The organism is Mesorhizobium sp. M0768, assembly GCF_040320195.1.
GTDB lineage: Bacteria > Pseudomonadota > Alphaproteobacteria > Rhizobiales > Rhizobiaceae > Mesorhizobium.
Window position 1 is genome coordinate 1 of sequence record NZ_JAMYPD010000025.1, and the last position, 13,451, is coordinate 13,451.

Below are 13,451 nucleotides of genomic sequence, written 5' to 3' on the forward strand. Positions count from 1 at the left end.
ATTCTAACACGCAATGATGATTGGTTGCGACCAGCCCTTGTGGACTGACGAACGAGGCGGAGCATCCGCCCAGTGATACGATCGCGTTGAGCGGGTCAGCGTCTAGACGGCCCAGCTGGGCGGGATCGATCTGGAGCCCATCCGCGCGCATGGCCGCGCACACTTCCGCAGTCTGGCCCGGCATCCGCATACTTTCGTCCGCCGATGTAGCCGTGACCGTCCAGAGCAAGGCGATGGCAGTTGCTTTGGCCAAACATTTCAAATTCGAGTGCGTGCTGACTGTCGCTCTCATCTTGCCTCCTGTTCTCCGCAGATTGGATTGGTGACTATCGGGATGGCCGGAGTCCTGGCGCCCGCGCGGCGGCCACACCGTAAAGACCGAGTGGACGGTTAACGCAGGAATCCTGATGGCGCTCACCTCTCATTATATCGGTCGCGCGCAACGTTTGCGGATCATTCGCTGCACCAATCGTGCCAAATGAATAAAGCCTTCAGTTGCAAATGGTGAGCCGCCCCATCCATGTCCGATCTCCGACGTCGTTCACGTAAAAGGCTCGGTGCTTCCACGCTCGTTTGCTCTTCGCCCGTCCCTCTTCCGTCTTGACTAGCAGGAGCCTACGGCCTATCTCACTGCCGCGTTAGCACTCGCTTCTGGTGAGTGCTAAACACGCTCCGGCAACGGAGAACCGTTCAACATCCGCACCAGGGAAATCCAAAAATGGCAAAGTCGAATTTCCGGCCGCTGCATGACCGCGTGGTCGTTCGCCGCGTCGAGTCCGAAGCGAAGACCGCCGGCGGGATCATCATCCCCGATACGGCGAAGGAAAAGCCGCAGGAAGGCGAGATCATCGCCGTCGGTTCCGGCGCCCGTGACGAGGTCGGCAAGCTCGTCCCGCTGGACGTCAAGGCCGGTGACCGCATCCTGTTCGGCAAGTGGTCGGGCACCGAAGTCAAGCTCAACGGCGAAGACCTTCTGATCATGAAGGAAGCGGACATCATGGGCGTCATCGGCTGACACGCCGCCGCCTTTCATCCGCACCATCCAATCTGAATTTCGGGCGAAATGCCCAGGAGTAAAAAATGGCTGCCAAAGACGTAAAATTCTCCCGCGACGCTCGTGAGCGCATGCTGCGCGGCGTCAACATCCTCGCCGACGCGGTGAAGGTCACGCTCGGCCCCAAGGGCCGCAACGTCGTCATCGACAAGTCGTTCGGCGCACCGCGCATCACCAAGGACGGCGTCACTGTCGCCAAGGAAATCGAGCTTGAAGACAAGTTCGAAAACATGGGCGCGCAGATGGTCCGCGAAGTTGCTTCGAAGACCAACGACATCGCCGGCGACGGCACCACCACCGCGACCGTTCTGGCACAGTCGATCGTTCAGGAAGGCCACAAGTCGGTTGCCGCCGGCATGAACCCGATGGACCTCAAGCGCGGCATCGACCTCGCCGTCGCCGACGTCGTCGCGACGCTGATCAAGAACGCCAAGAAGATCAAGACCTCGGAAGAGGTTGCCCAGGTCGGCACCATCGCCGGCAATGGCGACGTGTCGGTCGGCTCGATGATCGCGGAAGCGATGCAGAAGGTCGGCAATGAGGGCGTCATCACGGTCGAGGAAGCCAAGACCGCCGAGACCGAGCTCGAAGTCGTCGAAGGCATGCAGTTCGACCGCGGCTATCTCTCGCCCTACTTCGTCACCAACGCCGAAAAGATGGTTGCGGATCTGGAAGACGCCTACATCCTGCTCCACGAGAAGAAGCTCTCCAACCTGCAAGCCATGCTGCCGATCCTCGAGGCTGTCGTGCAGACTTCGAAGCCGCTGGTCATCATCTCCGAGGACGTCGAAGGCGAGGCCCTGGCCACGCTGGTCGTCAACAAGCTGCGTGGCGGCCTGAAGATCGCTGCCGTCAAGGCGCCGGGCTTCGGTGATCGCCGCAAGGCCATGCTGGAAGACATCGCCATCCTCACCGGTGGCCAGGTCATTTCCGAAGACCTCGGCATCAAGCTCGAGAATGTCGGCCTCAACATGCTCGGCCGCGCCAAGAAGGTGTCGATCTCCAAGGAGAACACCACCATCGTCGACGGCGCCGGCAAGAAGGAAGAAATCCAGGGCCGCGTCGCCCAGATCAAGCAGCAGATCGAGGAGACCACCTCGGACTACGACAAGGAGAAGCTGCAGGAACGTCTCGCCAAGCTGGCGGGCGGCGTTGCCGTCATCCGCGTCGGCGGTGCGACCGAAGTGGAAGTCAAGGAAAAGAAGGACCGCGTCGATGACGCCCTCAACGCGACCCGCGCGGCCGTCGAAGAAGGCATCGTTCCCGGCGGCGGCGTCGCACTGCTGCGCGCTTCGCTGGCCATCACCGTCACTGGCGCCAACTCCGACCAGACCGCCGGCATCGCCATCGTGCGTCGCGCGCTGCAGGCTCCGGCCCGTCAGATCGCGGCCAACGCCGGTGCGGAAGCATCGATCGTTGCCGGCAAGATCCTTGAGAACAAGGGGGCAACCTTCGGCTACAACGCCCAGACCGGCGAATATGGCGACATGATCGCCATGGGTATCGTCGATCCGGTCAAGGTTGTGCGCACAGCCCTGCAGGACGCGGCCTCGGTCGCCGGCCTGCTGGTCACCACCGAAGCCATGATCGCGGAGGCTCCGAAGAAGGAGTCGGCTGGCGGCGGCATGCCTGGCGGCATGGGCGGCATGGGCGGCATGGACTTCTAATCCAGCCAATCTCGCAAGCTTACGGAAAGGGCGGCAGCAATGCCGCCCTTTTTTGTGTGCCGAGCATGATCGACAGCTTTAGACGTGCAAGTCCTCTACCCAGCCTGATGGCGGCGAAGCGCAACGGCGTCGTCGTGAGACGGGTCTGGCCGTGTCCTTTCGTTCAGCCGCTGGTCGAAACTCACGATGATCGTGCTGCCTTCCGCCGTGCCGTCGATCTTTACAGGGCTGCGAGAAGGCCTTGCCAACGGCTGGCAGACCCTGGTTGCGGTAGAACTCATCGCATCGTTCGAAGGGCTCCGATACCTGATGGCCTATGGTCGTCAGCTCTTTCAATTGGAACCTCGTTCTTTCGGCCATGATCGTGGTCGGCCTGACCGGATTGGTGATCCACGGCCTGCTCACGCTTGCCTGAAACCATCTGCAACGCTGGCGTCCGGAGACCCACGATGAGCCTGATCACGATTGCAGGTCGGGATAGGCTGTCGCACGGCGCTTCCATCGCACCGCCGCCCTTCCGCTCCATCGGCCGACATCTGCGGCCGCTTGCGGTGCCGATGGCGATGCTCGCGATTTGGGAGTTGCTCGCCCATGCCGGCGCTGCTGACCCACGTTTTCTACCGCGGCTGGGAGAGGTGGCGGCCCGCGGCATGGCAGAGTTCAGCCGAGGTGGCCTCGGCTCCAATCTTCTGGCGAGCCTGGAACGTGACCTGATCGGTTTCGTGTATGGCAGTGTGGCGGAATCGCGCTTGGTCCGGCGATCGATTTTCCCGCCTCATCGAACGCCTGAGAGGCTCGTGGTCGCGGTTGTATTGCCGCTATTACGTGACCTGATCACGTTGACGATGCCAGCCCCTTCATTGGCCACTTTCTGGACCATGTACGTCACATCAGGCCTCCCCCGCCCGATCGACACGAGCCGGCTCTGTAACCAAGCCGCCGTCATATGGCGGTTCCACGACGGCACTGGCGGCAGTCGTCTTCTCAGCGGCCACAGGTGGACGTTTCAGCATGACGCCAACGAATCCGATGGTGGCAAGGACAGGCAGACCAAGCACCGCGTAGAAGCCGTACTCCGCTGGAGTTCGCCTCGGAAGTGGAGCGACAAGGGCCTGATTTGTCTTGCCATGCCGACATTGTCAGCACGCTTTTCGAAGCCTCTGAATTCCTTAGTGTCCATCCCAGCTCGACCTCCGACCATCGCCATTTCCGGCTGCCCGCGGCACGACAGCCCTTGGCCTCTAGCTGCGCTCGAGCGGATCAGCGTGCCGTCCGCCTCCTCTGGCTGATCAAAATGTCTGCACCCATTTGGCAATGGCCGCTTCGCGCAAAAGTATTCCCCCGTGAGCCGGCTTTCCGAATTGGCTTAACTTCCAAATCTGTGGCTTTGCCTGCATTGCGGAGCGCGGAGTTCCGACCACTCGCCCAAGGGTATGCCATGGCGTTTCGTCTCTTTGTTCCGATCCTTGCCGGTGCAACGCTGCGCGAGCGGCTGCTCGCCTGCATCGGGGCCATGATCGGCATCGCATTGACTGGCGTGATCAGTGCGCTGGCGAACGGGTCTGGCCCACATGTCGCACTGCTGGTTGCTCCAATGGGAGCATCGGCCGTGCTGCTCTTTGCCGTGCCTTCAAGCCCGCTGGCGCAACCTTGGTCGATTATCGGTGGCAATACGATTTCGGCGCTGGTCGGGGTGATCGTGGCGCATTTCGTGCGTGAACCCGTTCTTGCTACCGGCATTGCGGTGGCGCTGGCCATCGCCGCCATGTCGTTCACGCGCTGCCTGCATCCGCCGGGTGGCGCCGCCGCCTTAACTGCGGTGTTCGGCGGACCGGCCGTCTTCAGTTCCGGCTTGCTGTTTCCCTTCGTTCCGGTAGCGCTGAACTCGATCGTGCTGGTCGCACTCGGCTACGGCATCCATAAACTGTCGCGGCGCAACTATCCACATGTGGCGGCCCCCGCCCTTAAAAGCGCGCATGGAACCATCGATCCGCCGGCGCGGGAGCGGGTCGGCTTCCAGCCCGAGGATATAGATGCCGCGCTCGGCGCGCTGGAGGAAACCTTCGATATCGACCGCAACGATCTTGAGCGGCTGCTGCGGCAGGTCGAGTTGCAGGCGATGGTGCGCTCCCACCGCACCCTGCTGTGCGAGGACATCATGTCGCGCGATGTGATTTCGGTCGATGAACATGCGCCTGCCGACCAGGCGCGTCATTTGCTGCTCGATCACAACATCCGGACGCTGCCGGTGACCGACGCCGAGGGCGGGCTGGTCGGTGTAGTTGGCCTGCGCGAGCTGACGAAGGCGACCGACGCGGCGAGGGCTGTGATGTCGAAGGCTGGCACCGCCTCTCCCGATACGCCGGCGATGAGCCTGCTGCCGCTGCTCACCGACGGCCGCAGCCATGCCGTGGTCATCGTCGATGCCGAGCGACGCATTATTGGGCTGATCACCCAGACCGACCTGCTGGCAGCGGCAGCGCGCGTGCACATGGCGGACACAACGCTGGCAGCGGCATAAAATAGTGATCCGGACTTGCTCAATCCGGGAACCCGATGGGGCGCCAATAGGATAGTGGTATTAAGTGCGGCCTTCCGCCTAAGACAATTCCTTTTTACGAGTAGATCAACCCTGAAACGCGACCGCGTGCTCAGGCATCTGGTTCACGTAGGCCAAGTACGACTGCAACAACGGAACACTCTTCAACCTTGCCGGTGGCCAGAGCCAGTCCGCTATGTCGACCAAAGGCGCGGACTACAAATGGAACCATCTGGTGGACGGCTCCTCTGCAACGATGGTAGCGCGGTTCGCATGTCCAAGGCTGGCTTGAAGCTCTACCTCGCGGTTGAATGATCCTTGGCAAGGGTCGCGGCTCAGACGCCGAGGACGCGGTTCGCAATCCATGCAGGTGGTCCTTTCCTTTGGTTCCTGCATTTCGCCTATGGTGAGGCGCCGCCGACTCCCGTCATGCATCACGCCGACGACCGCCGCTTCCTCGCCGCGCCAAGGGTTTGACTAGGCCGACGATAGACCATGCGATAAGCAATTCCGAAAGGATGTGGCTTCCTTGCGCGAAGTCGGCTCTGTCGAACAGCGATGTCAACATGATCCTGAGTTCCGAGGGTTCGCCGCGCATCAATCCTATAACCTTGATGACGTTCCTGACTAGGAGGATGAGGCTGCTCCAACACGTCCACGGTGTTAGGAATTGCCATTGCACGAGTTGATCTCGGACTTCTTCGTCGCGCGTCGCCAATTTCCAGCCCAATACCGCGCCTACGCTTGGTACCCCAACCACGCGGCCTATCGCCCTCATGCCCACTTCGAGGACCCTCCAGGATCGGGCCTGTTCGGATAGGTGTGGGAGGCCGAGGCATCAGAGGGAACGGCCAGACGCTACCATGAGGATGCGCCATGTGCCGAAGAGCCGTACCGTTACCTTCGTCACTGTGCGGAACGCGGGGCGACCGTGGCGTCAGCCATCCGGCTTTGGGTGTCATTTCTCCCCTGGCGGAGTCCACCGCCCCGACAAAAGCCTGACCTTTGCCAGTCTTCTACGGGCAAGCGTTCGCGCCAAAAGTTCAAAGCCGTGTCCATAACATTCAACAATGAAAGCCAGCCTCATCAGATCGAGCAGAAAGTCGTCGATGGCATGTGTGAGCGCGTCAGACTTTTGTTCAAGCTGAAGCAGCAAGGCGCGCGCCTCTTCGATCGCGGCCCGGCAACCGTCTGCGTTTATCAGGAATCAATCCTGTCTAAGATCTGCAAGCCCTCACTTCGCCCCAAGCCAGACTCAGCGCATCGAACGCCGTTGGAGAGAGTTTCCGACGAAAGAACATCGTCGCGTTTCGCGAAAAGGCATCGCTCGGCAAAGTGCCCGTTGATGAAGCATGCTGCGTCAAACGACAAGCAAGATCCGGGCTCCACCCAGTGATGTCTTCGAAGGCGGGGTGAGCCGGCTCGGGCATGCGTCTCGGCCGCAACCCTTAATCACGAGGAACTGTGCCGCAAGGCAAACAGCTTCTCTCTATTCTTCTAGCCGCCACGGTTCAGCCTAGATTACATGGGAAACGACAATAACGGAAAGCAAAGGGTCGCAATGAGTAGGGTGGCTGGATTAAACGAAGATTTGGCTGCACCAACGACCTTTGGGCCACTTTTGCAGCCCACCTTTCGTTCGATCTGGCTCGCCACGCAAGTCTCGAGCCTCGGCTGGTTGATGCAGACTGTTGCCATCAGTTGGCTGATGGCTACCATCTCGACTTCCGATCTGATGGTTGCGCTGGTGCAGGCTTCATCGAACCTGCCCGCTTTCATTTTGTCCGTGTTCGCCGGGGTTCTCGCTGACAATTTCAGCCGTCGCAGGGTTATGTTCGCGGGCCGCTGCCTTATGGTGATAGCATCTGCGATGCTGACCGCTGTTGTAGCGCTGGGCTTTCTCGACCCATGGATGATTCTCGGCTTCAGCTTTTTAATCGCATGCGGCGGCGCTCTCAACGATCCCGCCTGGCAGGCGTCGGTTGGCGATATGGTGGACCGGCGCGATGTTCCCGCTGCCGTTACCCTGCTTTCCGTTGGCTTCAACACCGTACGGACCGTGGGCCCGGCGCTCGGCGGCATCGTGGTTGCCTCCTTCGGGCTTTTGGCCGCTTTTACCGTGACCACCCTCACCTATTTGGTACCCTTGGCCACCATATGGCGCTGCAAGTGGAAGGTCCGCTCGTCGCCTCTTCCGCGCGAGTCGATGAGGAGGGCCATCTATGACGGGCTGCGCTTCACGGCGATGTCATCGGAAATCAAAGCGGCGATCGCGCGCGGAACCCTCTTTGGCCTGGCGAGCATCGCCATACTCGCGCTGCTGCCGCTGATTGTCCGCGACCAGTTGGGAGGAGGCCCGCTCGCCTATGGCACGCTCATGGCAGGTTTCGGAACAGGCGCGGTCTTCGCCGGCCTCTCCAACAGCCTGTTCAGACGGAGCTTGTCGCAAGAACAGCTGATGAGGCTCTCCTGCGTCGCCTGCGCGGCGTGCTCCCTCTCCCTGGCGCTTACCTCTTCGATCGGCGTGGCGGCAATTGCACTTGCTTTGGGCGGCGCAGGCTGGGTCACTGCCTGGTCCGGGGTTGGCGTGAGCGTGCAGCTGGCAAGCCCGCGCTGGGTCGTGGGGCGCACGATCTCCATCTACTATGCATTGATAGACGGCGGCATAGCGGCCGGCAGCTGGGTGTGGGGCACCGTTTCCCAGAACCATTCGCTGACCTGGGCGCTAGAGGGTTCCGCTGCGGCCCTGCTGCTCGTTGCTGCAGCCGGCGTTCTGTTTCCTCTTCGCGAGCGCCGCGAGTCCGAGCCCGATCCTTTGGAGGAATTCGACGCCCCAGCTGTCGCTCTCAGTTTGAAGCCGAGAAGCGGCCCGATCGTGGTCAAGATCGAATATCTGATAGCCGAGAGAAATGTCGAGGCCTTCCTCGACCTCATGCGGCAGCGGCGTCATGTACACAGCCGCGTCGGTGCTCGGAACTGGACGCTCCAGCGCAACCTTCAGAAGCCTATGCAGTGGACAGAAACGTTCCGAACGCCGACCTGGACCGACTACCTTCGCCTCAATCATCGTCTCACGGAAGTAGACAAGGAACTGGACGAGCGTGTCTTCCAGTTACACGCGGGAGAGAAAGCGCCTCAAATGACGCTTTCGATTGAGCGGCCGACAAGCTCGGCCCGGAAACCCGACCAGTCAATCCTTCACCTTCCCCGTCATTGAAGCCTGACCTTCCCATATCTGGGCATCAGCGATCGTTAAAGATCCGGGTGATGGATGAGAATCTCGGCGGCATCCGTGTCGTGCGTGCCTTCGCCGCGCAGCCGCACGAGCTGGAAAAGTTCGACCGCGCCAAGCAGGACGCGCCTTGATCTCGCCAATGAGCGCGTTGACATCCGTGTCGGCAACACCAGCGCCATGAATTTCTCGTTCCTGACCGCCATGGGCCTGGTGCTCTGGTTCGGTGGCCAGAAAGTGATCGCAGGTCAAATCAGCGTCGGCACGCTGGCCCTGTTGCTCACCTTCATGACCATTCTACAGATGCCGGTGCGCTAGCTCGGATTAATGGTCAACTCGTTCGCGCGCGCCTCGACCTGCGGCACGCGGCTGTTCGAGCTGCTCGACGCCGAACTTGACATCGAGGACGCGGCGGGCGCCAGGGATCTCGTCGTCACCGACGGCGTGCTGCGCTTCGACAATGTCGGTTTCTGCTACGCGGGCTCGGGCGGCCGCCCGACGCTCTCCGGCATCTCCTTCGAGGCGAGCAATGCATCGCCGTCTAGGCAAGGCGAATGCTCCGGACTTCCCAGCCTTTCTTGCCTTGCCCGCATTCGACAAACACCTTCTGTCCCGCCACCAGCACGCTGAGCCCTGAGCGCGTCAGGGCGCTGGCATGAACGAAGACGTCCTTCTCACCGTTGTCAGGAGCAATGAAGCCGAAGCCCTTTTCGGGTTTGTACCACTTGACCGTGCCCCCGCTCTCCAGCTGCGCACCGGTTTCAACGAAGGTCCCTCCAGCGACGCGCGTATGTGACGGAGTTTTCGCGCGCTGATCGCCGATCTCCAGCACCTGCGCGACTTGATGACCTTTTGGACTTTTTTCGACCGTGATCTTGAGAGGCGTTCCCGCGGCAACATCCCGGCTTCCGGCCGCCTCTAACACTCGCACGTGCAGATAGGCCTCCGTGCCGTCCGACAGTTTGACGAAGCCAAAACCCTTGCTGACTGTGAACCACAATACCTCCGCATCGACAGGATCTGCCGTCACGGTCGGCGGGCGCTGAAAATAGCTTGGCTCGGAAGTCCGTTCCGAAAAGGAAACGGGGTCATCGTCATAGCGATGCCGGCGTGGCTCGCGATGGTCTCGATATTTGCCCATGATCATCTCGACTGGCATGGATGGCGCACTGCGGTACCGTCAAGATAATCTCAATCGGGCGACGCGTTTATGTCAAAAAGGCCGTGAAGACCGCAGCTGTGCCCGGCCTATCGGCCGAACCCTTTGAGACTAGATTCATTTCCACTGAAACAATAGTGCCGGCGAGTCGATTTACTGACTCGCATAGGTTGTGTTGGAGCGAGAGTGCGATGATGCTGGCGCGGGCGCACTGGAAGGGCTTTATCAGGCATTCCGGAAAGCCTGCTCCGGGTTTCTTCAAAAGGAACCGAATGGCGGGTCGACGACCATTTGCGCCGGCTCCAGGCTACGGCGCAGGTCTGACCGTGCATGATCATCATCTCCAGCGTCACGCCCAGCGTCGACGCCAAGCCGTAGAGAACTATGCCGCGCTGTCGCCGACGAGAACAACGTCGCAATGTCGATCGACGAGCTTTGAATCGGCGCACTCAATGGGCCTCCTTCCCCAAGCACGGATGTCGCGTTGGCACTTTTTATGCAGCTGCGAAGAGCTAAAATCGCCACGACGGGTGGTGTTGACGCGCCGACAATTATCAGACAAAAACGGAATTCAATCGGTTCAGCGGCCTACGCGGCAGGGCTCTGCTCAACAACCTCGGGGACCATGGACGAACGCGCAAAAGGGATTAGGAAAGGCGGAGCTGGAGGCAAGGCCAACGACGTCAATGCGGACTTAATCGCCGTTGTGGTCGCCATGGACAGCAGCGCCCCCTGCGTTCTGACCATCCCGCAGGCAAACGCCCTGCCCTCGGGCCCGTTCGAGCTTGCTCACCGTTCGCTGCAGTCGGGCCTCAGGGGATGGGTGGAACAACAGACCGGCCAGCCGCTCGGCTATATCGAACAGCTCTACACCTTCGCCGATCGCGACAGGGTTGGCGCTGACGACCGCGTGGTCTCTATCAGCTATCTGGCGCTCACCCACCAAGACGAAGCTGGCGACCCGGCCGGGCGACACTGGGGAAGCTGGTACGACTATTTCCCGTGGGAGGATCACCGCTCCGGCACACCGGCGGTCGTGTTGGACGAATTGCGGCCGCGCCTGATGGAATGGGCGGATGGCACTGACGACAGTACGACACGCCTCGACCGACGACGGCGGGCGGCGATCGCCTTCGGCTTTGACGACCGCCATTGGAACGAGGAACTCGCGCTTCAACGTTATGAGCTGCTCTACGAAGCCGCCCTGGTGGAGGAAGCAATACGCGCCGGACATTCCGCTGCGCCCACCTGGGTCTCGGGCAGATCGATGATCGCCGATCATCGTCGCATCCTGGCGACCGGCATTGCGCGGCTGCGCTCCAAGATCAAATATCGGCCGGTCGTATTCGAACTGATGCCGCCGGTCTTCACGCTTTTGCAGCTGCAGCGCACCGTGGAGGCGCTTGCCGGCAGGCTCGTGCGTAAGCCGAACTTTCGCCGGCTGATCGAGCAGCAGGAGCTGGTCGAGGAGACCGGTGAGACAACCGCGGAAACCGGCGGCCGGCCGGCGCAACTTTATCGCTTCCGTCACGCCGTTCTCGACGAGAGGGTGATAGCCGGAACAAAATTGCCGCTCTCGCGGGCTTGACCCGCCTTGCGCCAGCAGCCCTGACGATGTCGCGGACGGCTTGGCCCTTGTGAGAACCGGGATTGTCGAGAATGACGATGTCGCCCGGCTTCAGTGTTTTGTTGAGTTCGGTTTGACATAGACGCGAAAGGCCTGCGTATTGATGGGTCCGTCAATGACCCAAGGCGCCTCCACCCGATCATGCCGCAGCGCGGTGATGAAGGTCATCGTCTTCCAATGGCCATATGGTGCGTGGGCCATCAGCCGCTTGCCGCGCACACCCCAGCCGCGCAACGGCGCCATGTTGGTCTTGACCCATGTTTCATCCAGGGGACCAGGCGCGTAGGGTCAATGCGGGTCTGATAGCGCATCCATTGCGCACGCCCGCGCATCAGCTTTGGCTTGAGCTGCTCGGCCGGCAGAACGGTTTTTTTGAAGCTCTTGCCCTCGCGGTGCAGGAAGAGACCGACGCTCGCAGGAGACCACGTTCAGCCAGTGCGCCCTCAATTGATGAAGCGTCATGTTGGCATCTCGCTCAACCTCGCCCAGGACGAAAGCACGGTGCTCCCCGTCGATCAGATAGGGCCGATGACACCCATCTTGCCGGGTGCCGCACTGCCACGGCGACGCTTGCGGCCTCGGGCGTTTCCTGGGCGAAGGCGGTGGCGATGAAAGCCGAGACGACGCCACACACTGGGCTGGCGGATAGTAGTTCGCGAGTCAGCCACGGTAGCGGTCGCTACGAAGCGCGCAGCACTTTGTCATCGGTACATTCCGTCCCATGCCTGAAATGAGCAGTGCAGCCATGTCGCCTCCTCCGCAGTCACCGTGGCGAAAGCAATCCTTCCGCTGCCACACGGACCTGATGTCGCCTGGCACTAGCTTGCTTCAGCAAACCACTTAGCGCAATTCTCAGGAGCTACCGTGCCCGCACCGCAGGCGAGGTCCGGGGAGGCTTGCTCACTCAGTTTGCCATTCTGGAAAGTCGCGTTCTTGCCAACGCGCATATTCGAGATATTCTCTCGCAATCGCCTCTACAAGATCTTGTTGGAGCTCTTTGCGAAGGCACGGCATTTCGCTGATTGCCAAGCTGTGCTCTCTCGCAAAACGAATGGCGCAACGATATCCGTCAACGTCTTCCAAAGTGGGACGGACTGCATCTTCCTTCCACTGATCCGCAAGTTCCTGCAGCAATGAAGGTTGTCCTTCTCTTGTGACAAACATGTCTGTGACCCGACGCTTGGCTCTCTCCAGAAAGGCGTCCGAGTTGCCGAGCCGCAACCGCCTTACATGCCACCGAAAAGCGCCATCCCAATGCTGACTTCGCGCCATTAAATTGAGAAGGGAGATCGAACCGCCTTCGAGGATGAGCCCCGGCTGGGAACTACGCTCATCCACTTGCATTATCAGCTTACGATGGGCGGTCTCGGCGTCGATTATGCCCGCGGTTAGCGGGCGCGAATCCAGGTAGATCCGCTGGGTAGATTGCAGTTCGGAATCCGAGGGACGCCCGCTGCCGGTGGCGATTTGAGGACAGCATTGTACACGATCCAGCGCAATGACCGGCCATCCGGTCTCTCGTGCAATTTGGATTGCCGCGTCTGTTTTGCCGCTGCAGGTCGGCCCGTAAATCAAATAGATTAGCATGTGTATGCCGCTTAGTTTATCGGAACTAACCGCCCCCAAGCACAAGATACTCGGTAGGCTTTCACCGGACTTGTCGCAAACATTTTGACAAGCGGCGATTATGCCCTGAAACGACGCCATTTTCGAACTTTGTGAAGTCCGAAAGGGCGCAAGCAGCCCGTTCTGGTCGTTCAGTCCAGTCACCAACGCCTCTGTTTGACGTTTGACGACGGTCCACTTTGCACATCTCATGCCGAATGTGACGCAACGCGGCACCGCAGGATGGTGACCTCGTTGTCTCCGGCAAAAGATCCTTGCGCGTCTTGGGTTAATCGAGGCGGCGCACGGGCGCCTTATTGTCTCGGAACATGGCCAGGAAGGCGGCTGATCAACAAAAGTGAAAGACGGTGTCCCGACGACCTCACCGATTTGTGAGGCGACCGAGGATCTGCCCGACATCGTCGATCTCGTCTTCGAGGTGGGCCGTGTGCCGGCCGCGCCGCCAAAGCCTCCTCCCCTGCCGGTCCGGCTGGAAGCCTCGTCGAAACGGCACAGGAGTACACCAAAGCCGCCAGCGCGCAAACACACAGACCGCCGGCGCCAAGGA

At 60.7% G+C, this 13,451-nt stretch carries 11 protein-coding genes and 3 pseudogenes; 9 read left to right on the plus strand and 5 right to left on the minus strand.

Translation table 11 applies throughout. The features are described from left to right. A partial coding sequence (locus tag NKI08_RS25675) for a S46 family peptidase (protein ID WP_352773133.1) occupies positions 1 to 292 on the minus strand: 292 nt, incomplete at its 3' end. Between the two features lie 426 nt (positions 293 to 718). On the opposite strand from NKI08_RS25675, the gene groES reads away from it, so the two are divergent. The 8 genes and pseudogenes from groES to NKI08_RS25715 all read left to right on the plus strand — a co-directional run. Next, complete coding sequence (gene groES, locus NKI08_RS25680) at positions 719 to 1,015, plus strand: co-chaperone GroES (RefSeq protein WP_352458515.1); 297 nt, start codon at positions 719 to 721, stop codon at positions 1,013 to 1,015. 65 nt (positions 1,016 to 1,080) lie between these two features. Next, positions 1,081 to 2,721, plus strand: a complete 1,641-nt coding sequence (gene groL / locus NKI08_RS25685) for a chaperonin GroEL (protein ID WP_352773136.1) — start codon at positions 1,081 to 1,083, stop codon at positions 2,719 to 2,721. 162 nt (positions 2,722 to 2,883) lie between these two features. After that, positions 2,884 to 3,174 (plus strand): annotated as a pseudogene (locus NKI08_RS25690) (ABC transporter permease subunit); the annotation flags it as partial. Then, complete coding sequence (locus NKI08_RS25695) at positions 3,171 to 4,010, plus strand: ABC transporter permease (protein ID WP_352458548.1); 840 nt, start codon at positions 3,171 to 3,173, stop codon at positions 4,008 to 4,010. The pseudogene NKI08_RS25690 and the gene NKI08_RS25695, both read left to right, overlap by 4 nt. A 149-nt stretch (positions 4,011 to 4,159) precedes the next feature. After that, complete coding sequence (locus NKI08_RS25700; RefSeq protein ID WP_352773139.1) at positions 4,160 to 5,242, plus strand: HPP family protein; 1,083 nt, start codon at positions 4,160 to 4,162, stop codon at positions 5,240 to 5,242. Positions 5,243 to 6,311: 1,069 nt separating this feature from the next. After that, entirely contained in the window at positions 6,312 to 6,656 is a 345-nt protein-coding gene (locus tag NKI08_RS25705; protein WP_352517576.1) for a hypothetical protein, read from the plus strand. Between the two features lie 165 nt (positions 6,657 to 6,821). Further along, the gene (locus tag NKI08_RS25710; RefSeq protein ID WP_352458546.1) at positions 6,822 to 8,477 is read left to right on the plus strand and encodes an MFS transporter; all 1,656 of its coding nucleotides are present in this window, start codon (positions 6,822 to 6,824) and stop codon (positions 8,475 to 8,477) included. A 32-nt stretch (positions 8,478 to 8,509) separates the two neighbouring features. Then, positions 8,510 to 9,059, plus strand: a pseudogene (locus tag NKI08_RS25715) (ABC transporter transmembrane domain-containing protein); the annotation flags it as partial. Here NKI08_RS25715 and NKI08_RS25720 read toward each other — a convergent pair. Together NKI08_RS25720 and NKI08_RS25725 are read right to left on the minus strand one after the other, a co-directional pair. Then, positions 9,034 to 9,633: a cold-shock protein gene (locus NKI08_RS25720; protein WP_352773143.1), complete on the minus strand. Its 600-nt coding sequence runs from the start codon at positions 9,631 to 9,633 to the stop codon at positions 9,034 to 9,036. The pseudogene NKI08_RS25715 and the gene NKI08_RS25720 overlap by 26 nt on opposite strands. Before the next feature lie 279 nt (positions 9,634 to 9,912). Continuing rightward, positions 9,913 to 10,129 (minus strand): annotated as a pseudogene (locus NKI08_RS25725) (3-methyl-2-oxobutanoate hydroxymethyltransferase); the annotation flags it as partial. A gap of 147 nt (positions 10,130 to 10,276) precedes the next feature. On the opposite strand from NKI08_RS25725, the gene NKI08_RS25730 reads away from it, so the two are divergent. Continuing rightward, on the plus strand, positions 10,277 to 11,239 hold the full coding sequence (locus tag NKI08_RS25730) for an NUDIX hydrolase (protein ID WP_352452634.1): 963 nt from the start codon (positions 10,277 to 10,279) through the stop codon (positions 11,237 to 11,239). Between the two features lie 90 nt (positions 11,240 to 11,329). On the opposite strand, the gene NKI08_RS34745 is transcribed toward NKI08_RS25730, so the two are convergent. Beyond that, entirely contained in the window at positions 11,330 to 11,521 is a 192-nt protein-coding gene (locus NKI08_RS34745; protein ID WP_502899667.1) for a hypothetical protein, read from the minus strand. A 657-nt stretch (positions 11,522 to 12,178) separates the two neighbouring features. After that, positions 12,179 to 12,865, minus strand: coding sequence for an isopentenyl transferase family protein (locus tag NKI08_RS25740; protein WP_352515927.1), 687 nt, complete (start codon positions 12,863 to 12,865; stop codon positions 12,179 to 12,181). Between the last annotated feature and the right edge of the window lie 586 nt (positions 12,866 to 13,451).

Bases quoted from the DNA above. Each gene is read 5' to 3' on its own strand.
- groES (WP_352458515.1), top strand. From the start codon at position 719: ATGGCAAAGTCGAATTTCCGGCCGCTGCATGACCGCGTGGTCGTTCGC.
- groL (WP_352773136.1), top strand. From the start codon at position 1,081: ATGGCTGCCAAAGACGTAAAATTCTCCCGCGACGCTCGTGAGCGCATG.
- NKI08_RS25695 (WP_352458548.1), top strand. From the start codon at position 3,171: ATGAGCCTGATCACGATTGCAGGTCGGGATAGGCTGTCGCACGGCGCT.
- NKI08_RS25700 (WP_352773139.1), top strand. From the start codon at position 4,160: ATGGCGTTTCGTCTCTTTGTTCCGATCCTTGCCGGTGCAACGCTGCGC.
- NKI08_RS25710 (WP_352458546.1), top strand. From the start codon at position 6,822: ATGAGTAGGGTGGCTGGATTAAACGAAGATTTGGCTGCACCAACGACC.
- NKI08_RS25720 (WP_352773143.1), bottom strand. From the start codon at position 9,633: ATGGGCAAATATCGAGACCATCGCGAGCCACGCCGGCATCGCTATGAC.
- NKI08_RS25730 (WP_352452634.1), top strand. From the start codon at position 10,277: ATGGACGAACGCGCAAAAGGGATTAGGAAAGGCGGAGCTGGAGGCAAG.
- NKI08_RS34745 (WP_502899667.1), bottom strand. From the start codon at position 11,521: ATGGCGCCGTTGCGCGGCTGGGGTGTGCGCGGCAAGCGGCTGATGGCC.
- NKI08_RS25740 (WP_352515927.1), bottom strand. From the start codon at position 12,865: ATGCTAATCTATTTGATTTACGGGCCGACCTGCAGCGGCAAAACAGAC.